The organism is Salinigranum halophilum, from assembly GCF_007004735.1.
Taxonomy (GTDB): Archaea; Halobacteriota; Halobacteria; order Halobacteriales; family Haloferacaceae; genus Salinigranum; species Salinigranum halophilum.
In genome coordinates, this window is record NZ_SSNL01000005.1 from 252675 (window position 1) to 271388 (window position 18714).

At 67.4% G+C, this 18714-nt stretch carries 18 protein-coding genes, 6 tRNA genes and 1 pseudogene; 14 read left to right on the forward strand and 11 right to left on the reverse strand.

The features are described from left to right. Positions 1-82: 82 nt before the first annotated feature. Both E6N53_RS13420 and E6N53_RS13425 read right to left on the reverse strand, forming a co-directional pair. Positions 83-155: transfer RNA gene (locus E6N53_RS13420), tRNA-Ile, on the reverse strand. Between the two features lie 147 nt (positions 156-302). Beyond that, a tRNA-Asn gene (locus E6N53_RS13425) sits at positions 303-408 on the reverse strand. Between the two features lie 141 nt (positions 409-549). Here E6N53_RS13425 and E6N53_RS21640 point away from each other — a divergent pair. Then, positions 550-702: pseudogene (locus E6N53_RS21640) on the forward strand (group I intron-associated PD-(D/E)XK endonuclease); the annotation flags it as partial. Between the two features lie 254 nt (positions 703-956). Here the strand turns inward: E6N53_RS21640 and E6N53_RS13430 are convergent. Beyond that, positions 957-1062: transfer RNA gene (locus tag E6N53_RS13430), tRNA-Asn, on the reverse strand. Positions 1063-1204: 142 nt separating this feature from the next. Between E6N53_RS13430 and cca the strand changes: the two genes are divergently transcribed. Beyond that, positions 1205-2575 (forward strand): CCA tRNA nucleotidyltransferase, encoded by a 1371-nt coding sequence (gene cca / locus E6N53_RS13435; RefSeq protein ID WP_142860040.1) that lies wholly within the window; start codon positions 1205-1207, stop codon positions 2573-2575. A gap of 13 nt (positions 2576-2588) precedes the next feature. Here cca and E6N53_RS13440 read toward each other — a convergent pair whose 3' ends face one another. The 3 genes from E6N53_RS13440 to E6N53_RS13450 are packed head-to-tail and all read right to left on the reverse strand — an operon-like array spanning position 2589 to position 5554. Continuing rightward, on the reverse strand, positions 2589-3593 hold the full coding sequence (locus E6N53_RS13440) for a histone deacetylase family protein (protein ID WP_142860042.1): 1005 nt from the start codon (positions 3591-3593) through the stop codon (positions 2589-2591). A 2-nt stretch (positions 3594-3595) separates the two neighbouring features. Continuing rightward, the gene (locus E6N53_RS13445; RefSeq protein ID WP_136590614.1) at positions 3596-4027 is read right to left on the reverse strand and encodes a histone; all 432 of its coding nucleotides are present in this window, start codon (positions 4025-4027) and stop codon (positions 3596-3598) included. A 57-nt stretch (positions 4028-4084) separates the two neighbouring features. Continuing rightward, the gene (locus E6N53_RS13450) at positions 4085-5554 is read right to left on the reverse strand and encodes a single-stranded DNA binding protein (RefSeq protein ID WP_142860044.1); all 1470 of its coding nucleotides are present in this window, start codon (positions 5552-5554) and stop codon (positions 4085-4087) included. Between the two features lie 290 nt (positions 5555-5844). On the opposite strand from E6N53_RS13450, the gene E6N53_RS13455 reads away from it, so the two are divergent. Both E6N53_RS13455 and E6N53_RS13460 read left to right on the forward strand, forming a co-directional pair. Then, positions 5845-5917 (forward strand) — tRNA-Arg (locus tag E6N53_RS13455). A 242-nt stretch (positions 5918-6159) separates the two neighbouring features. Then, entirely contained in the window at positions 6160-7011 is an 852-nt protein-coding gene (locus tag E6N53_RS13460; RefSeq protein ID WP_142860046.1) for an alpha/beta fold hydrolase, read from the forward strand. A gap of 40 nt (positions 7012-7051) precedes the next feature. Here the strand turns inward: E6N53_RS13460 and E6N53_RS13465 are convergent, their stop codons facing one another. Then, entirely contained in the window at positions 7052-7330 is a 279-nt protein-coding gene (locus tag E6N53_RS13465) for a DUF7564 family protein (protein WP_142860048.1), read from the reverse strand. A 78-nt stretch (positions 7331-7408) separates the two neighbouring features. Between E6N53_RS13465 and E6N53_RS13470 the strand changes: the two genes are divergently transcribed. After that, a complete protein-coding gene (locus E6N53_RS13470; protein ID WP_142860439.1) occupies positions 7409-8020 on the forward strand; it encodes a DUF309 domain-containing protein in 612 nt (203 codons plus the stop codon). A 14-nt stretch (positions 8021-8034) separates the two neighbouring features. Here E6N53_RS13470 and azf read toward each other — a convergent pair whose 3' ends face one another. Continuing rightward, positions 8035-8829, reverse strand: coding sequence for an NAD-dependent glucose-6-phosphate dehydrogenase Azf (gene azf, locus E6N53_RS13475; RefSeq protein WP_136590618.1), 795 nt, complete (start codon positions 8827-8829; stop codon positions 8035-8037). Between the two features lie 112 nt (positions 8830-8941). Between azf and E6N53_RS13480 the strand changes: the two genes are divergently transcribed. Continuing rightward, entirely contained in the window at positions 8942-9280 is a 339-nt protein-coding gene (locus E6N53_RS13480) for a dihydroneopterin aldolase family protein (RefSeq protein WP_142860050.1), read from the forward strand. 98 nt (positions 9281-9378) lie between these two features. After that, on the forward strand, positions 9379-9804 hold the full coding sequence (locus E6N53_RS13485; RefSeq protein WP_142860052.1) for a DUF5790 family protein: 426 nt from the start codon (positions 9379-9381) through the stop codon (positions 9802-9804). A 33-nt stretch (positions 9805-9837) separates the two neighbouring features. Here E6N53_RS13485 and E6N53_RS13490 read toward each other — a convergent pair whose 3' ends face one another. Together E6N53_RS13490 and E6N53_RS13495 are read right to left on the reverse strand one after the other, a co-directional pair. After that, on the reverse strand, positions 9838-11766 hold the full coding sequence (locus tag E6N53_RS13490) for an ABC transporter ATP-binding protein (RefSeq protein ID WP_142860054.1): 1929 nt from the start codon (positions 11764-11766) through the stop codon (positions 9838-9840). A 71-nt stretch (positions 11767-11837) separates the two neighbouring features. Continuing rightward, positions 11838-12131 carry a DUF7538 family protein gene (locus E6N53_RS13495; protein ID WP_136590622.1) on the reverse strand — a complete coding sequence of 98 codons (294 nt, stop codon included), beginning with the start codon at positions 12129-12131 and terminating at the stop codon, positions 11838-11840. A gap of 223 nt (positions 12132-12354) precedes the next feature. Between E6N53_RS13495 and E6N53_RS13500 the strand changes: the two genes are divergently transcribed. Both E6N53_RS13500 and E6N53_RS13505 read left to right on the forward strand, forming a co-directional pair. After that, on the forward strand, positions 12355-13092 hold the full coding sequence (locus tag E6N53_RS13500; protein ID WP_142860056.1) for a hypothetical protein: 738 nt from the start codon (positions 12355-12357) through the stop codon (positions 13090-13092). Continuing rightward, on the forward strand, positions 13089-14390 hold the full coding sequence (locus E6N53_RS13505; protein ID WP_161596566.1) for a thiol-disulfide oxidoreductase DCC family protein: 1302 nt from the start codon (positions 13089-13091) through the stop codon (positions 14388-14390). Before E6N53_RS13500 ends, E6N53_RS13505 begins: the two co-directional genes overlap by 4 nt. Here the strand turns inward: E6N53_RS13505 and E6N53_RS13510 are convergent. Next, complete coding sequence (locus tag E6N53_RS13510) at positions 14387-14905, reverse strand: DUF192 domain-containing protein (protein ID WP_142860058.1); 519 nt, start codon at positions 14903-14905, stop codon at positions 14387-14389. The two genes, E6N53_RS13505 and E6N53_RS13510, sit on opposite strands and share 4 nt — an antisense overlap. A gap of 91 nt (positions 14906-14996) precedes the next feature. On the opposite strand from E6N53_RS13510, the gene E6N53_RS13515 reads away from it, so the two are divergent. The 5 genes from E6N53_RS13515 (at position 14997) to E6N53_RS13535 (ending at position 18714) form a co-directional block, all read left to right on the forward strand. Next, a tRNA-Val gene (locus E6N53_RS13515) sits at positions 14997-15070 on the forward strand. Between the two features lie 298 nt (positions 15071-15368). After that, positions 15369-15442, forward strand: a tRNA-Phe gene (locus E6N53_RS13520). A 135-nt stretch (positions 15443-15577) separates the two neighbouring features. Then, positions 15578-16054 (forward strand): redoxin domain-containing protein, encoded by a 477-nt coding sequence (locus E6N53_RS13525; RefSeq protein WP_142860060.1) that lies wholly within the window; start codon positions 15578-15580, stop codon positions 16052-16054. Between the two features lie 140 nt (positions 16055-16194). Beyond that, positions 16195-16920 carry a hypothetical protein gene (locus E6N53_RS13530; RefSeq protein ID WP_142860062.1) on the forward strand — a complete coding sequence of 242 codons (726 nt, stop codon included), beginning with the start codon at positions 16195-16197 and terminating at the stop codon, positions 16918-16920. Positions 16921-16959: 39 nt separating this feature from the next. Next, a complete protein-coding gene (locus E6N53_RS13535) occupies positions 16960-18714 on the forward strand; it encodes a spermidine synthase (RefSeq protein WP_142860064.1) in 1755 nt (584 codons plus the stop codon).

The window sequence follows — 18714 nt, forward strand, 5'->3', positions numbered from 1 at the left end:
GTCGCTGCTCGCATCGCTCGCAGCAGAACTCATAGGCCCGCCGAGGAGACGTTCGGCCCTCGCTGTCGCTCGGACACTCAGATGGGCCCTATGGGGTTCGAACCCATGACCACCCGGTTATGAGCCGAGCGCTCTGACCACTGAGCTAAGGGCCCGTGTCTCGGGAGAACAGGCCACCCGTCTTAGAACTAGCGACTCGAACAGCGTTCGGGAGGCTGTTTCACGACACACCCAGAGGGACGGGACGCTGTGGTGCCTACCGGACGGTCCGAAACGACCCGCGAAACCGACCGAGAGAGGAGCGCCATCGCCAGGACTCGAACCTGGGACCACCTCGTCTCTGCGGCGACCAGCCAGGGACTGACTCACCGTAACAGCGAGGCGCTCTACCAGCTGAGCTACGATGGCAGGCGTCTTCGCGTATTCGAGAGGTACTGAAAGTGATTTCGCTTTCCCTCACGCGACTCCAAGCACCGTCCACTCGTCTGGTGTGACGATGACCGACGACGCCAGCTACTTCGCACGGCTGGACGGCCACACCTCCGTGGACAGGCGACCGAGGCACTCGTCACAGCCGAACACCTCACACGCGGAGTTCCGGTTGTCTTCCCGGCGTACGACAACGACCCCTCCGACCGGGTCGTCGACTACAGAAACGGGTTCTATCGGGTGCAGTCGAGGACGGGGGGCGAACGGACGTAACCGTGACGTTCGAGACGGGCAGTACCCGCTCACGAGCGGAGGGGGCCGAGAGCGAAGCCGACGACCGCGACGACGTCGTCGACAGCTCTGTCCTGGACGGACGTCTCTCGTCGACGTGGACGACGTGTCGGCAGGAAAGATGCGACTCCCGGACGAACCCCCCGCGAACAGTCAGCGAGTCGGAATCAACTGGCACACGGAGTGCGCGCTCGACACAGCGTTGGGACGGTCGAACGAAGCGGAGTGAAGAGAAGCGCCATCGCCAGGACTCGAACCTGGGACCACCTCGTCTCTGCGGCGAACAGCCAGAGACTGATTCACCGTAACAGCGAGGCGCTCTACCAGCTGAGCTACGATGGCTCGCGTCACGTTCGACGCACTCTCTCGTACTGGAGTTGATTTGATAGGGCTTTCGTTTTCACCCGCCCGCGCCAGGGTGGCGCACACAGTCGAGCGAGGGAGGACCGACACGCTTTCGCGCGACGGCGGACAATCGGGGGCGATGACCGAACTCGAGGACGTCGTCGCTACCGTCGACGAGCAGGTGCGACCCGACGCGGCCGAACGGGAGCGACTCGCGGCCGCGGTCGACACGCTCACAGAGCGGGTCGCGCACGCCCTCGCGGAGTCCGACATCCCGGCCGAGGTCGTAGCCGCGACCGACGTGCTCCAGGTGGGGTCGACGGCGCGCGGGACGTGGCTGTCCGGCGACCGCGACATCGACCTGTTCGTCCGGTTCCCGTCGACCATCGACCGCGAGGCGCTGGAGACGTACGGCCTCGTCGTGGGGAGGGCCGTCCTCCCCGAGGGCCACGAGGAGTACGCCGAACACCCGTACGTCACGGGCACGTTCGACGGCTTCGACGTCGACCTGGTCCCGTGTTACGACGTCGACGACGCCTCGAAGACGCAGTCGGCCGTCGACCGGACGCCGTTTCACAACGCCTATCTGACCGCGCGCATCACCGACGACCTCGCCCGGGACGTCCGCGTGTTCAAGCGCTTTCTCAAGGGCGTCGGCGCGTACGGCTCGAACCTGCGAACCAGGGGATTCTCCGGCTATCTCACGGAGCTTCTCGTCTTGGAGTACGGCGGTGTCGTGGCCCTCCTGGAGGCCGCGGCAGACTGGCACCCACCCGTCGAGTTCGACCCCGAGGGACACGGCACCCGCGACCACGACGACCCACTCGTGGTCGTCGACCCGACCGACCCCGCGCGGAACGTCGCCGCGGTCTGCTCGGCCACGAACGTGGCCCGCCTCCAGCACTACGCCCGCGACCTCGTCGACCAGCCGCGGACGGACCGCTTCTTCGAGCGCGACCCTGCGCCGCTCACCGAAGACGCGGTTCGTGCCCACCTCCAGCGGCGGGAGACGACCCCGCTCGCCGTCAAGTTCGACGCGCCGGACCTCGTCGACGACCAGCTGTACCCCCAGCTGACGAAGTCGCTGGGCGGAATCGGACGCGAACTCGACAGCCTCGGCTTCGGCGTCCTCAGGAGCGCGGCGTTCGCCGACGCGCACGCGGTGCTCCTGTTCGAGGTCGAGACACGAACGCTCCCCGCGGTGGCGCGACACGAAGGGCCACCGGTTCACGTCCGGGCGCACGCGGAGGGGTTCTTCGAGGCGTACGCGGACGACGAGGACGTGTACGGCCCGTTCATCGAGGGGGACCGGTACGTGGTCGAGCGTCCTCGGGGGTGGACGGACGCTCGCGCGTTCCTCGCGAGCGACGCGGTGTTGGACGTGGCTCTCGGCAAACACGTCGAGTCGACGCTCGAGACGGGCTACGACGTCCTCGCCGGCGACGCGGTGGCGACGCTGGCCGAGGAGTTCGGCACCGAGTTGGCGCGGTACTTCGAGCCGCGGCCCTGAACAGGCAGCGACGTCAGAGGTCGAACGCGTCGCGGACGTCCTCGACGAGGAGTTCCGTCTTCTCGTTCGGTCCCTCGTCGGGGTCGATGGGCCGGCGGCCGTCGAACGTCTCGTGGACCGTGGCGACCCCGTCGGAGAGCGTGTCGAGCCCGTAGCCGCCTTCGAGGACGAACGAGAGGCCGGCGTTCGAGGCGTCGGCGACGTCGCGGACGCGGTCGGTGAGGAGGGCGTAGCCCTCGGTCGAGACGCGCATCCGCGAGATGGGGTCGTGGCGGTGGGCGTCGAAGCCGGCGCTGACGATGAGGAGGTCCGGGTCGAACCGCTCGAGAGCGGGCGCGAGCGTCTCGTCGACAGCGTAGAGGTAGTCGCCGTCACCCGCGCCCGCGGCGAGCGGAACGTTGAGGTTCGTCCCTTCGCCCGCACCCTCGCCCGTCTCGGATACCTTTCCGGTGCCGGGGTAGAGGCCGTCCTCGTGGAACGAGGCGTAGAAGACGTCGCCGCGCTCGTAGAAGATGTCCTGCGTCCCGTTGCCGTGGTGGACGTCCCAGTCGAAGATGGCGACGCGGTCGGCCTCGCCGTCGTCGAGAAGTGCCTGGGCGGCGACGGCTGCGTTGTTGACGAAACAGAAGCCCATCGCATCGTCCTCGACGGCGTGGTGTCCCGGGGGGCGGCCGAGCGCGAAGGGCGTCTCGCGGCCGTCGGCGCCGGCGACGGCCTCGCGGGCGGCCCACTCGGCGAGGCCGGCGCTCGCGAGCGTCGCCTCCCAGGTCGACCCGCTCGCGACGGTGTCGGGGTCCCAGTTGCCGCCGCCGTCCTCACAGAACTCCTTGATTTCGGCGATGTAGTCGGCGTCGTGGACGGCTTCGAGGCGCGCCTGTTCGACGGGTTGCGACTCGACGTAGTCGACGCCGTGGCGCTTCGCGAGCGCGCGCCGGATGGCGCGCAGGCGGTCCGGCGTCTCCGGGTGTCGGTCCCCCGTGTCGTGTTCGAGACAGGTCTCGCTGTAGCCGAACTGCATGGCTACGTGAAGAGGGCGAAGTACGTCTCGATGTCCTCCGCCTGGATGGTTCGGCGGTCGGCGTGACGAGCCAGGATGGCTGCCGCCGCCGCGACGTTGTCGGCGTAGTCCTCGAGCACGTCGGCCAGGGCGATGCGCGCCTCCATCGACACCCGGTACCGGTCGTCGATCTGGAGGCGGGCGATGCGGTCGACGGGCGCGACGGGGAGTTCGAGCGTCCCCCGGTCGACGACCTGTTCGACGTCGAAATCCGAGGCCATCAACGTCTTCCGGCCGTCCGTCGTCGCGCGCTCGGCCGCGTCGATGGCCAGCGTCGACCCGTGCTCTTGGATGCGCCGAGCGAGTTCCTCCGCGGCATCGGCGCTCACCCGAAGCTCACCCGCGTTCCGTCGGATGATGGAGTCGACTGGGGCGAACGGGAGCTCGACACTCATACACAATTATCCAGGTTACCCGCCGTATAATCCTTTCCGTCGGCAGACGAGCGTGGCTCAGAAGACGTCTTCGGCGTCGATGCGCCCGTCACGGACGCGACCGCGGACGGTGACCTCCTCGCCGAGACGGAGGCTGGCGTCGGTGTCGACGCTGTACGTCTCCGTGCCGTCGTCGAGTACCACCGGACTGCCGGCCTGGACGACGGTCCCGGTGAACTCGATCTCGGCGGGGTCGGCACCGGCGTCGTCCGTCTCGGTCGTGGGGGTCTCGGCCGAGGCGTCCGACGCGGACGGAGAGCCATCGGCGGAGGCGTCCGACGCGTCGAACGAGGCGAGGCTTCCCTGTCCCTGCGCGCTGGACGCGGTCTCGGCGGTCGCCGCGCCGGCGGGTGCCTCGTGTGTCGGGGCGTCGTCGGGTCGCTCGTCGAGGACCGAGACGGTCGAGCGCCAGTTGGCCGAGCACTCCAACTCGTCTTGCCATCCGTCTTTGACCTGGACGTCGGTGAACACGGCGTACTGCCCGAGGTCGATGTCGGCGTCGGCCTTGTCGCCCCAGAGCGCGACGCGGATGTCGCCGGTCTCGTCCTTGATGCGGACGTTCCGCACCTGCCCCTGCGAGCCGTCGTCGCGGTCGAACGTCCGCTTCTCGTCGAGTTCGATGACGCCGCCGGCGACGTCGACGGTCTGGCCGATTTCCAGCCCGCCGATGGGGGCCGTCTCCGGCACGTACTCGATGTCCTCGTCGACGCGTTCGATGCTCCCACGGTTGCCGACGTGGAGTTCGAGGTCGCCGTCGCGTTCGCGGACGTAGCCGTCGACGACTTCGACGGATTCGCCCTCGGAGAACTCGGTCGCGAGGTCCGCGCGCTCGTCCCAGAGTGTGACGCGGACGCGCCCGGTGGGGTCACCGAGCACGACGTTGGCGACCCGTCCCTCGGAGCCGTCGTCGCGGTCGAACGTTCTGATGGAGTCCGTCGCGAGGACGCGCCCGGCGAGGTTGACGTCCGAGAGCCCGAGCGAGAGGTCCTCCACCCGGTAGGTGTCGAGCACCTGCACGTCGACCTCGGTGTCGGCGTCGGGTTCGACGCGGTCGACGTTCACTTCGACGCCGTTGTACCCCTCCTTGGGTCGGCCCGCGATGCGGAGCACCTGGCCGACCTCGAGCTCGTCGACGGCGGCCTCGGCGGCCTCGTCCCACAGCGCGGTGCGGATACGGCCGGTCTCGTCGGCGACTTCGACGTTCACGACCTTGCCGTCCTCGTCCTCGCCGTCACGCTCGAACGTCCGGAGTTCGCCGACGCTGACGACCTTGGCGACGAACTTCACCTCGTCCATTCCGGGTTCGACGTCGGCGATTCCCGACACTTCGCCGCCGGCGTCCTCCAGCTCGTGGGCGACGAGCATCGCGGCCGTCTCCTCGTCTGCGAGGCCCCCCATCTGTTCCACCTTCTCCTGGACGGCGGCCTCGAACTCCTCGAAGCCGACGTCGGGCGAGACGTCCTCGTAGACATCCTCGATGACACCCATAATCTGTTCACGACCAGGGTGGAGTCGCGCTTAAGGCTTGTCTTTGCTCGCGTAGAACGGGCCTGATAGCCCTCACGTCCGTCGATTTCGATTGATTCGCTCGGAAACGCATCGAGCAGAGGTAGCCGCGGCTTCGTACTTGAACCTCCGTCCGGCCCGCCCCGGTATCGAGGGTGGTCGCCGTCTCCGCGAGTCGAGCCGTGCGACCGGCCGACGAGCGCGTGAGATTGCCTGCCGCCGACCGAGTGAATCGTAACCGTCTTATGTGGGACGGCGGTATCGATAGATGAGTCCTGGTAGGGTAGTGGACTATCCTCTTGGCTTGCGGAGCCAGGGACCGGAGTTCAAATCTCCGTCAGGACGCTCATTTCATTCGCGACCTGACGTGCCCCACACTCACTGCGTTCGTGTGGGACTCCGTCAGGACGTCATTCTTCCGAGTGCAAAGCGGTGAGCGACCTCCGTGTCACTCGCCTCGACCGAGGACGTGGAGCGTTACGCAGGCGAGCCACACGTCACGTAAGACTGTGACAACAGTTCGCACGATGAGACAGTCACGACCACCCCGAAAAATGTATATCTTCTTTCACGTCGTACGACGAGGGATGGTGTACCTTGAGACACCGGACGGCGTCCCGCTGTACTACGAAGAACACGGGGAGGGGGAGACACTGCTTCTGGTACACGGGTGGACGTGTAACGCCGAATACTGGTGGCAGAAGAACGTCCCGGCGCTCGCGGAGTCACATCACGTGGTCGCGCTCGACCTCCGGGGTCACGGTCTCTCGGGAAAGACCGACGACGGGCACACACTGGCGCAGTACGCGCGCGACGTCCGTCATCTCGTCGAGTCGCTCGACCTGGAGGACGTGACCCTGGTCGGCTGGTCGATGGGGACGCACATCGCACTGCGTTACTTCGAGCAGTTCGGGGACGCGGACGTCCGCGCGTTCGGCTTCGTTGACATGAGTCCGTACTGGCACGTCGACGGTGGGTGGGAGTACCCGCTGTTCGGCGAGTTCTCGCCCGAGGCGGTGACGGGGGTCGTCGAGGCGCTCCGGACCGACCGTGCGGGATTCGTGAAGGGACAGCTCCTTCCGGCGTTCTTCGTCGAACAGCCGTCGGATACGACCGTCGACGAGATGTACGCGGAGATGCTGAAGACGCCGACGTCGGTGGCGGTGTCCATGTTGGAAGAGATGGCGGCCGCGGACTTTCGGGAACTGGTGGGCGAGGTCGACGTGCCGACGCTCCTCCTCTACGGCGGACAGAGCGCGATATTCCCGGGCCCACTCGGCGAGTGGATGCACGAGCAGATGCCGGCGTCGGAACTGGTGACCTTCGCGGAGAGCAGTCACTGTCCGTTCTGGGAGGAACCAGAGCGGTTCAACCGTGAACTCGGCGACTTCGTCTCCGGACTCACTGGACGGGACGTGGGCGTCGCTGGCGCGCCGTAGGCGACCGCTCGGTTCGACGGCGGCGAGCGGGGACCGTCGGTCACGCCGAAGCGTACGTGTCGTCGGGGTCGTCGGTCCCGTTGGTCTCGTCGTCGGGGTCCTCGTCGGCTTCGACCACCGGACGACGGGAGGGACCGAGCCGCGGTGACGGCGGTGTCGTGGAGTCGTCGCCCCGGTGCCGGGCGACCCACGTCTCGTGACACGCCGGACAGTAGTTGCCCTTGTACGTGTTCGTGACCAGGTAGCGGGTCCCGCAGTCGATGCAGACGCAACCGCCGGGGCCGCGCCGGCCGGTGCGGCGAGTGTGACGTGCTACCACAACAGTTCGAGGCGACGCGGACACATAAGTATATCAGCGGGAGCGACCGAGGTGATAATAACTGACACGATGTCGAGTATAGAGCACGCGCTGACCGCTGGCGTCGCCGTCTACAACGCCGGGGAGCATCACGCGGCCCACGACGCCTGGGAGGCGACGTGGCTCGAACTGGAGCGGGGGACAGCGGAGGAGCGGTTCCTCCACGGCCTGATCCAGTTCACCGCCGTCGTCTACCACGGTCGGCGGCGCAACTGGAGCGGGGCGCGAAAACTCGCAACGTCGGCGGGAGAGTACCTCGAAGGACTGAACCCGGAGTACCGCGGGGTGGACCTCGCGACGGTCCGAACGTACCTCTCGCGCGTCGCGGCCGACCCCGAGTCCACGGAGCGTGCGTCGCCACCGGGACTCCGCTACGAGGGGGAACGACTCACCGCCGAGACCCTCTCACTCGACGCGCTCGCGATCGCGGCCGACGTCGTCGCGGAGGAGTACGGCTTCGACGAGGAGGTGCTGGCGCGGGCGGTCGACTACGCCCGTGCGGAGGAAGCGACCGCCCGGTCACAGTTCCGAAGTCTCGTCGTCGACTTCGTCGGAACCCCCGAACGGCGCAACCTCGTCTACACTCGACTCCGCGACCACGTCCGGCGGCGGCGACGAGAAGAGACCGACGTCGAGGGGTTGTTCGAGTGAGCGTCCCGGCGTGACTACTCCGCGAGGTGTTCTTTCGGCGTGCCGTCGTCGTGGTAGTCCGCGGAGTTGTCCCGTGGGTCGTACCCCAGCACCGTCTTCGCGCGCTCGATGGAGTAGTACTTCCGGTCGTTGTCCGAGATACCGTAGACGACCTCGTACGCGTAGTCAGCCTGCAGACAGCGGTCGAAAAGGTGAGCGCAGTCGCGGTACGAGAGCCACATCGCCTGGCCGCGCTCGTAGTTCCGCGGTGGGTGCCCGCGGGTGAGGTTGCCGATGCGGACGCAGACCACGCTCATCCCCGACTGGTCGTGGTAGTAGCGTCCGAGCGTCTCGCCGGCAGCCTTCGAGACGCCGTAGAGGTTCCCCGGTCGGGGGAGTTCGGAGCCGTCGAGGCGGAACTGGTCGTCGGTTCGGTACATGTCTGGGGTGCGGTCTTCCGTCTCGTACGCGCCGACGGCGTGGTTCGAGGAGGCGAAGGCGAACTTCTCGACGCCGGCACCGGCGGCCGCTTCGAGCATCGTCTGCGTCCCGTCGATGTTGTTCCGAAGGACGGAGTCCCACGGCGCCTCGGGCCGGGGGTCACCCGCGAGGTGGATGACTGCACCGACGCCGTCGACCGCGTTCCTGACGGCGTAGTCATCCGTGACGTCAGCGACGAACACGTCGGCATCCGACACGGTTTCGGGAATCTTGTCGCTCGACAGGGGTTCGCGGTCGAGCAGTCGCCAGTGGTAGCGGTCGCCGAGGTGGCCGAGGATGGCCTGCCCGACGCGACCGCCCGCCCCTGTCAAGAGAACCGGCTTGTCCATTCGAGTTGTGGTTGTGCATGGGGGGCGTAAGTAAGGTGCGGTTCGAACGAGACTGCGCGTGTCGAGCGACCGAGACCCGTGGACTCTTGGAGCGCCGGCGCGCAGTGTCGCCATGGCTACCGACGCGGAGCAGGCGTGTTTCGAGGCCGGCATCAAGTTCGGGTCGCTCTATCACCAGTTCGCCGGGACGCCGGTCTCGCCGCGGAGTATCGACAGCCTCGAACGGGCGATGGAGGAGTCGATCGAGAACCAGCCGTACTGCGTCGCCGTCACCGTCGACATCCACGAGGAGCGCGTCGCCGCCGCCATCGACCACGAGAACGACTACACCGAGCTCACGGGGAGCCTGATGGACGTCGAGATGCGCATCGAGTACCGGGCGTCGGTGGTCCGAACGCGGATGGAGATGGAAGACGGGTACCCGCTCATGAAGCTCGTCTCCGTCGAGTGACCCCGTCGGCCGTAGACCGCCGATACCGGGACGCTCGCGGCGCTGTTCACTTTCACTTCGCGGCAGGTGTTTAACTCGAACCGGGTCGAACCCGTGGTATGAGCAGTCAGGCCCAGCTCGGCGACGACGACCTGTTCGGCGAAGCCGCGGCGGAGATGCGCGAGGACGTCGAAGCACACCTCGACGCGGCACGCGCGGAGCTTCCCGCCCCCGACGACGTCTGGGAGACCGACGCGGACAACGTGCTCGGCGTCCTCAACGGACTGAAGTCGTCGCTCGACGTCGGCGACGCCACCGAGGAACTCCGACAGGCCAAGAAGTGGTACGTCATCGGCTCTCGCGCCGACGCCTTCGAGGACGCGGAAGATCTAGAAGAGGAGATAGAGACGCTCGAGGCGCTCATCGAGACGGTCACCGAGGCGCGCGAGCAGGTCGCCGAGTTGACCGGCGTGATGCCACAACTGCGGGGCGCGCTCGAGGACGCGGCCGAGATCGAAGAAGAGGAAGAAGAGGAAGAAGAGTAAGGCGACGAGCCGCGTCGTCGCTGTCTCGCCGTCTCAGTCGTCGCTATCGACCTCGACGCGAGCGCCCCGTCCCCGCGCCCGCTCGACGAACTCCTCCGGAAGGTCGTCGATTTCGCCGGCCTGCACGCCCCAGAGGTGTGCGTACAGCCCGTTCGCTTCGATGAGTTCCTCGTGTGTGCCGCGTTCTGCCACCCGGCCGTCCTCGACGACGACGATCTGGTCGGCGTCCTTGATGGTCGAGAGTCGGTGGGCGATGGCGAACGTCGTTCGGTTCTCGGTCAGTCTGTCGAGCGACCGCTGGATGAGCATCTCGGTCTCGGTGTCCACGTCCGAGGTCGCCTCGTCGAGGACGAGGATGTCGGGGTCACGCAGGACGGCGCGGGCGATAGCGATCCGCTGCCGTTGGCCGCCGGAGAGTTTGACGCCGCGCTCGCCGACCATCGTGTCGTACTCGTCGGGGAGGTTCTGGACGAACTCGTGGGCCTCGGCGGCCTTCGCGGCGGCGACGATCTCCTCGTCGGTGGCGTCGAAGCTCCCGTAGGCGATGTTCTCTTTCACGGTACCGTGAAAGAGGAACGTCTCCTGGCTGACGTAGCCCATCGACCGCCGGAGGCTCGACACCGAGACGTCCCGGACGTCCTGCCCGTCGATCTCGATGGAGCCCTCGTCGACGTCGTACAGGCGGAGCAGGAGCCTGAGAAGCGTCGACTTGCCCGCCCCGGTCGGGCCGACGAGCGCGACGGTGTCGCCTCCCTCGACGCTGAAGGAGACGTCCTCGACGACCTGGTGCTCCGAAGAGTCGTAGCCGAACGAGACGTGGTCGTACTCGACGCGCCCCGCGCGCACGACGAGGTCGGGCGCGTCCTCGCGTTCGGGGATGCGGGCGGGTTCGTCCATGAGGCCGAAGACGCGTTCGGCACTGGCGTAGGCGCGCTGGTACATGTTGATTATCTGTCCGAACTGCGCGAGCGGCCAGACGAACCGCTGGGTGAAGAGGACGAAGACGACGAAGTCACCGGGCGAGAGGGTCCCGGTGAAAATCCACGGTCCCTGACCCTGGAAGACCCAGAGGCCGCCGACGGTGAAGGTGAGGAGGAAGCCGATGCCGGCGAGGACGCGAAGCGCGGGGAAGAAGACGATACGCGTCTCGATGGCGTCCCAGTTGGCGTCGTAGTAGTCGAGTGAGACGTCCTCGACGCGGTCGGACTCGTAGGACTCGGTGTTGGCGGCCTTGATGACCGAGATGCCGCCGAGGTTGTTCTCCAGCCGGGAGTTCACCGTTCCGACCGCCGAGCGCACGGCGGCGTACTTCGGCTGGATGATTTTGATGAAGAAGTAGGTGAAGAGGGCGATGAGCGGTACGGGTAAGAGCGCGACGACGGCCAGTTGGGGATTGAGCCAGAAGAGCACGCCGGCGATGCCGATGACCATGATGCCCAGCCGGAAAGCGGAGTTGAGGCCGTCGTTAAGGAAGCTTTCGAGCCTGTTGACGTCGTTCGAGAGGATGGACATCATCTCGCCGGTCTGCTTGTCGGCGAAGAAGGCCATGTTGAGCCGCTGCATCGACTCGTAGGTGTCGACGCGGACGGCGTGTTGGACGTGCTGGGCGAAGCGGTTCCACCCCCAGTTGCGGACGTAGTGGAGTCCCGCCCCGCCGAAGAAGCCGAGGCCGACGAGGCCGATCGTGAGCCAGAACTGCGCTTCCCCACCCTCGGGGAGCCACGCGGCGGGGACGAGCGGGAGGTCGTACGCCTTGTTGTCGAGGAAGACGGCGTCGATGGCGACACCGAGGAGGAGCGGCGGAAGCAGGTCGAGGAGTCGAGCGCCGACGCTGGCGGAGAGGCCGAGGGTGAACGAGCCCGCACGTTCTCGGCCGTACGCGAGGAACAGGCGACGCATCGGGTTCTGCACGTTGCCGCGCTGCTTCTCGAACGGGTCGTCGTCGTCGAGGCCGACGTCCATTACCGTCCGTCAGGCGTGCGCGAGTAAAAGGGTTTCAGCGTCATCGGCGAGGACGACGCCGTCGAACGGCCTCAGACGACCCGTGCCTCGACAGCGGGGTCGATGTCGGCCTCGCGGAGGTCCTGCCGGACGCGCTTGCGCAGGGGGTCCGGCACGGTCTCTCGCCCGACGGGGACCGCCACCTCGCCGTCGCCGCGCACCTTCCAGTAGAGGACGCAGTCCGAAGGCGCGTAGTACTCGATGCTGTAGCGGTCGTCCGCGCCCCGGTAGTGGACCCGTGCCGCGAACCCCTCGACCTGCCACCCTTCCTGCGCGCCGAGCGCGTCGAGCGGGTCCACACCCGAGTCCGGGTCGGCCTCAGTCATGACACGACGAGGTACGGCCGCCACCACCAGAGGGTTTCGGTTCAGCGGTGGCGAAACGGGTCGTTAAGCCGGTCGACACGACGGAACGAGGCGTTTGCGGAGGTTGTTATCAGTGGAGTAACTAATGTCGGTCGAGGAGTGCTGGTGGTATACGTCGTCGAGTACGAGCCGGACAGCAACGCCGAGGCCGTGTGCTCGTCGTGTCGTGTGACTCCGATCCAAGATGAACCCTTCACTGTATCAACCCGGTCTGCTCTCACCGCTCGGCCCAGTGGCCGCCGCGGTGCGAGAGCAACTCCCGTTCATCCCGGCGCTCGTCGTCGCGGGTGTGGCCGTCGCGGCAGTCGTCGCCGTCGCGCTCAGCGACCGACCCGGCGTCCGTCCAGCGTTCCTCTCGCTGTTCTTCTCCGGTCTGCTGGTGGTGAACCTGGTCGGCCTGCCGGTGTTACCGTTCATGCACTGGCACAAGTTCACCGACGTCCAGTCGCCCGAGCGGACGTTCTACGACTACCGACTCGTCACCGCCGACGGGAGCGAGGTTCGGTTCGAAGAGCGCTCCTTGACCAACGTCGACGGGGCCTACATGATCCTCATCACCGACGAGATGCGTGTGGCCGACGACGCTCGTCGGAGCGAACTCAGTGCGTACATGCTCGAGCGCGCCCGGATACATCGCGTGAAGGTCGAAGAGCGGTCGCCGCTGCACTACCTCCGGTTCCCGCCACACAGCCTCGAGGAGTGGACGGCCGACGAACTGGCGGGACACGCCAAGTTCGTGGGGCTGCGAACCTACGAGCGAACGGTCGTGCTGACCGATGAAGGGACGGGAGTCGTCTCCGACACCGAGACGCTGGTCTTCGAGTACAGAGAGCCCGCCTCGGCCGTGCGACAGCCACCACTGAGCGAGTCGTCCGCACCGAGGTCGCTTCGCGTCCCCATCATCGCGGGAGGGGTGCGATGATCGTCAACTACGTCCGCGACGCCACGCGCGACTCGCCCGTCAACATCGCCGTCGCGCGCGTCGTCCTCGCGGGCTACCTCGTCTGGAAGACGCTCCCGTACGACTGGCTGCTCGTCGCTCAGGCACCCTTCGCCGGCTTCGCGACGTACCGGTTCGCCATCCCGCCCTGGCCCGAGCTCCTGGTCGTCGAGAAGTGGCTCCTCATCGCCCTGTTGTGCTGCTTCGCGGTCGGATACCGCATCCGCGTGACCGCGCTCGGGGCCGCCCTCATCGTCGGGCACTTCGGGATGGTCCGGTTCGTCCTGAACACCTCCGGCGGGGCGACGGCCCTGTTCTTCAGCGCGTGGTATCTGCTGTTCTTCGCGCTGTACGCCGGCGACGAGGCGGACGGGCTCTCCGTCGACGCCGTGCGTCGGACGGGGACCCGGTCGCTCGACGAGTTGCGGGCGGTGCTGAAAGACGACGGCGGCGAGCGGACGTACACGATGGCACCGCTCCGGTGGTCGCTGCTGGCGTTCGCCATCATCTACTTCGGCTCCGGCGTCTCCAAGCTCTACACCGCCGGGCTTGCCTGGTTCGCGCCCAGCAACCTCTCGCAGAACCTGTACTTCTTCAACGTGGTGGGGACGCACCCGCTCGGAATCGGGGCGGCGCTCGTCGAGTACCCCTTCGTGGTGAGCGCCCTCGCCGTCGGAACGGTCGTGCTCGAGGTCGGGCTCCTGCTCGTCATCCTCCTGGGCCTGCCCGTCTGGCCGGTGGTGTTCGGCCTCCTCGGGATGCACACGGGCGTGGCACTCTTCATGGGTATCGTGTTCTTCGACGTCGTCCCGATGTTCGCCCTGTTCGTCGCGTGGGACCGCCTCTACGCCCGCGCGGTCCGAACCGACAGGCTGGACGTCGTCTACGACGAGTTCTGTTACTTCTGTTCGCGGAGTCTCTACCCGTTCAAACTCCTCGACGTGAACGGAACGGTCCGGTTCCACTCGCAGTCGGACCTCCCCCGGCAGTACCGCGAACGTGACGGTCGGGACGGCATCGACTTCGACCGGGCGATGTACGCGTTCCGCGACGGCGTCGCCTACGAGGGGTACGACGCGTTCAGACAGCTCCTCCGACAGTTCACCGTCTTCGCCCCCCTCGCGTGGGTGATGGGACGCGCTCCCGTGCGTGCCGTCGGTGAGCGCATCTACCGCCACGTGGCCGCGAACCGGAGCCAGTACTTCGTCTGCCGGGTCGCTCTCGACGACTCCGAGTCGGCGTCGGCGACCGAACAGACCGAGTACCGCTCCACCCGCTAACCGACTGAGTCGGGGATGACGACGCGGTCGCCCGCGTCAAGTCCGGTCTCGTTCGCGGTTCCGCGCGGGAGTTCGAGCACGTACCGTCCAGTCCCCCGGTAGCGCGTGAGGTCCGCGCCGCTCGTCCCCTCGGGCGGGAGCGACGCGTGGTGAATCGTCGTCACCGTCCCGTCGGGAGCGACGAAGACGATGTCGAGCGGGAACGCCATGTCGCGCATGACGTACGCGTACTGCCCCTCGGCGTCGTGGACGAACAGCATCCCCTCCCGAGCGTCGAGCGACTCGGTGGCGGAGAGACCGAGGTAACGCTTCTCGGCCGTGTCGGCGATTCGGACGTCGACCTCGGCGAGTCGTTCGCCGGAGGCGTCGACGAGAGCGACCGTGGTCCGGTCGTACTCGTCGTCGGCGGGCGGGTCGATGGTCGCGAGCAACCCCGACTGGACCGCGAGGACGCCCGCCGTCAGGAGGATGAACGCGATGGCGACCCCGAGGAGTTGCCGGGTCGAGCGGGCCATGTGGAGGGACAAGACAGGGAGGCGCGTAAGCGTTCCGTCGGTCGGGAGAATCAGAAACCGTTATTCGGGCGAAGCGTGTTCGTCGGTGTACGGGCTCGTGGTCTAGTTGGTTATGACGCGGCCTTTACAAGGCCGAAATCGGTGGTTCGAATCCGCCCGAGCCCATGATTCTTGCCGAACGCCAGTGAGGCAGAATCATCTCCGCGAGGGCGGTTCGAACCCAGAGGACGAGCGGAGCGAGTCTCGCTCCGGTCCGAATCCACCCAGGTTCGCTCGCTCTGCCATCGGTCGCTCGGCGGGCGCGAAGGAGTCCACCACCACGAGTTCCGCCTCGGCATCGACAGCGCGGTGGACCACGTCACTCGGTCGGTGGGGACCCTCACCGGGGCGAGTCCAAGAACCGGCGAAAACGGTCGATTCAATCCGAAATCCTTTTTTCTCCCATCGGCTTCGTTCGATACGCGCCGCCTTAGCTCAGACTGGGAGAGCACTCGACTGAAGATCGAGCTGTCCCCGGTTCAAATCCGGGAGGCGGCATCCCGATTCTACACGATTTCGGCTCGAATCACGTCCTCGCTCGACCGAAAGGAGTGACCTGTTAACACGCGTGAGCAGCGGTCATATCCCCCCGTTCACGGCCCCTTTTTTTACCTCCAACCCAACCCCCGTCCGATGGTAGTAGAATCCGACACCGCACCGACCTTCACCGCGACGCTCGCGAACGGCGACGTCGAGGCGTTCGACCTGGCCGACCACCTCGGCGACGGCCCGGTCGTCCTCGCCTTCTTCCCCGGCGCGTTCACGCCGCCCTGTTCGAACGAGATGGTCGCGCTGCAGGAGCACCTCGGCGAGTTCGAGGCCGCGGGCGCGACCGTGTTCGGTATCAGTGCCGACTCGGCGTTCTCGCTCAACGCCTTCCGCGAGGAGCACGACCTCGGGTTCGACCTCGTGAGCGACATGGGCCGGGAGGCCATCGACGCGTACGGGCTGGAGATCGACATCGAGGACCTGGGCCTCCTCGGCGTCGCGAACCGCGCCGTCTACGTCGTCGACGGCGACGGCACCGTCAGCTACGCGTGGACCACCGACGACCCGACGGTCGAACCCGACTACGAGGAACTGCTCGCGGCCGTCGAGGCCGCCGCGTAACTCGGGTCGCAGCCGACCGTCCCGCGCCCCTCGATTCTCTCGCGAGGCGCCCGACCGAGTGACGCCGACGTCCGAGCGGCAGGAACGATATTCGGACCATCAAACATATACCATTCTACACGAAACTCCGGGCCACAGTCATGCGACGACGCCGATTCCTCCAGGCGTCCGGCGCGGTGGCACTCGGTGCCGCTGCCGGATGTCTCGGCGACAGCTCACCGCCACCCCGCAAGTCGAACGCCCTCTCCGACGTCGAACTCCGCACGACAGACACGACAGAAGCACGGGCCGAACTCCGCGTCGACCTGGCCAACGACCCGTGGGTCGTCTCCCGCTACGACAGCGGGTCGTCCGCCTCACTCGACGCCCCGCTCGCCCTGCTCGGTCGCCTCAGCCCGGTTGGGCGGGCCCGCGGAGCCAAAGGCGGCGGCGGGAGCGGCGGAAGCGGTGCCACCGGACGCGGGACCGGCGGATACGCCTCCGCACCACGGACGCACAACGGCTACGCGTGGTACCACGGGACCGACGACAGCGACGACTGGTACGACGACCACGCGGACGAGGTGACGCGCTACGGTGCGGTGGTCGGTACCGTCGGCTTCGCCGCGCTCGGTCGCAACGCCCAGTACGTCGACGACCCGCCGGCCCCGGGGGCGGTCACCTGGGACCGGACCGTCGAGGACCCCGCGAACGAACTCGGCTTTCAGGCCGACGGCGAGGGCTGGTATCGAGTCGGTGCCGAACTCGTCGGCGAACGGGTCGACCACTCGTTCGGCTGGGCCAGCGTCGACGTCCGCGTCGAGGAGGACACCCTCGGCGGCGGGATGACCATCGAAGAGGAGTGGAAGGTCTCCCCGCGCGTCTGACCACGCTGCTCGTCGGCCACCCCACCCTCACCCCCTCCGATGTCACGCACCGCCCGCACCGAGGTGTTCGCCCTGCTCGCGCTGACGTTCGTCGTCTCGTTCTGTAGCTTCGCCTACGAGTTCGTCTACTCGGAGTTGTTGACGGTGATGTACGGCGGCACGGTCACCCAGTACGTCATCACCATCGGGCTGTACTTCGTCAGTCTCGGCGTGGGGGCGGCGCTGTCGGACGACCTCACGGGCGAGCGCGCCTCGAACCTCTTCCGGACCGAGGTGTACCTCGCGCTCGTCGCGCCCGCCGGGTTCCTGCTCATCGTCGCGCTCAACAGCGTCCGTCTCCCCCAGGCCGTCCCGGCAGAACTCGTCTGGGCCGTCGCGCGGTCGCCCGTCGTCGCCGTCGGCTTCCTCTCGGGGTTCGAACTGCCGTTGCTCACGCGGATGGTCGACGAGACGGGCGGCGGCTCGGCCGTCCTCCCGCCCGCGGTGACCCACGCCGCAGAGAGCCTGCATCGAGGAGTCGTGCGAGTGCTCGGCGTCTTCTGGCACGCGGAGCCAGCGACGGACGCCCGGAGCGGCCTGTCGCTCGTGCTGGCGATGGACTACGTCGGCGGCCTCGCCGGTGCCGTCGTCTACGCGCAGGTGCTCTACCCCGGACTGGGGCTCATTCCGACGGTGTTCGTCCTCGCCCTCCTGAACGGGCTCGCCGCGCTCGCGCTCCTGGGTGGGTACAGCACTCGGTGGAGCGTCGGCGGAGCGCGGGGACGCCTCGTGAGCCGGGAGTCGGCGACGCTCGTCGTCGTCTGTCTCCTCGTCACCGCCTCGTGCGGCGTCGCCGTCGCGAACTCGTCGGCCGTCGACCGGGAGCTCTCCGAACTGTACCTCGAACAGCAGGTCGAGAACGACTACCCGCCGGGCGCGATGGACGCGGAGGTGCTCGGCCAGCGGACGACCCCGTACCAGCACGTCGTCGAGTACGAGCGGACCTGGACCGGCGCGGGGCCGAACCCCCACTTCGCCGGCGAGACGGAGCGCTGTCTCCGTCTCGGTGGTGCCGTCCAGTTGTGCGAGTCGTGGGCCGACCCCTACCACCAGGGGCTCGTCGACGTGCCGATGTCGCGGTTCGCTCACTCGCCCGAGACCGACGTGCTCGTGATCGGCGGCGGCGATTTCGTCGCCGTCGACGCCCTCCGCGAGTACGACGTCAGCGTCGACCAGGTCGACCTCGACGCGGCGTTCATGTCCTACGCCAGAGAGGACCGGTTCCTCTCGCGGTGGCACGAGGACGCGTACGAGTACGACCGGCTGAACACGACCGTCGACGACGGCTACGCGTTCCTCTCGGAGACGGAGAAACGCTACGACCTCGTCCTCCTCGACATCCCCGGCGCGACGGACGACGACCTCCTCCCGCTGTACTCGACGGAGTTCTACGGGTCGCTCCGGGACAACCTCTCGCCGGACGGCGTCGTGGCCGTCTGGGTCTACGACGAGAACGCCTACGCCCAGCACAACAAGGCGTTCGTCAACACCGTCGGCGACGCCGGCTTCACCCAGTACGCCCCCTACTGGGCGTGGGCGGACGTCGACGCCGACGGCACCGAAGAGCGCGTCGAGCGCTTCTACCTCCTCGCGCCGGGCGACCGGTCCGCGTTCGACGCCGAGGAGGGCACGGCGTACGTCCGCCAGCACCGCGACCGCTACCGTGACCTCCGGTGGCGTGAACTCCCCCGGTACAACGGCGTCGAAGTGAACTCCATCTTCGACCCGAACTACGACGTCCTCATCGACACCTGA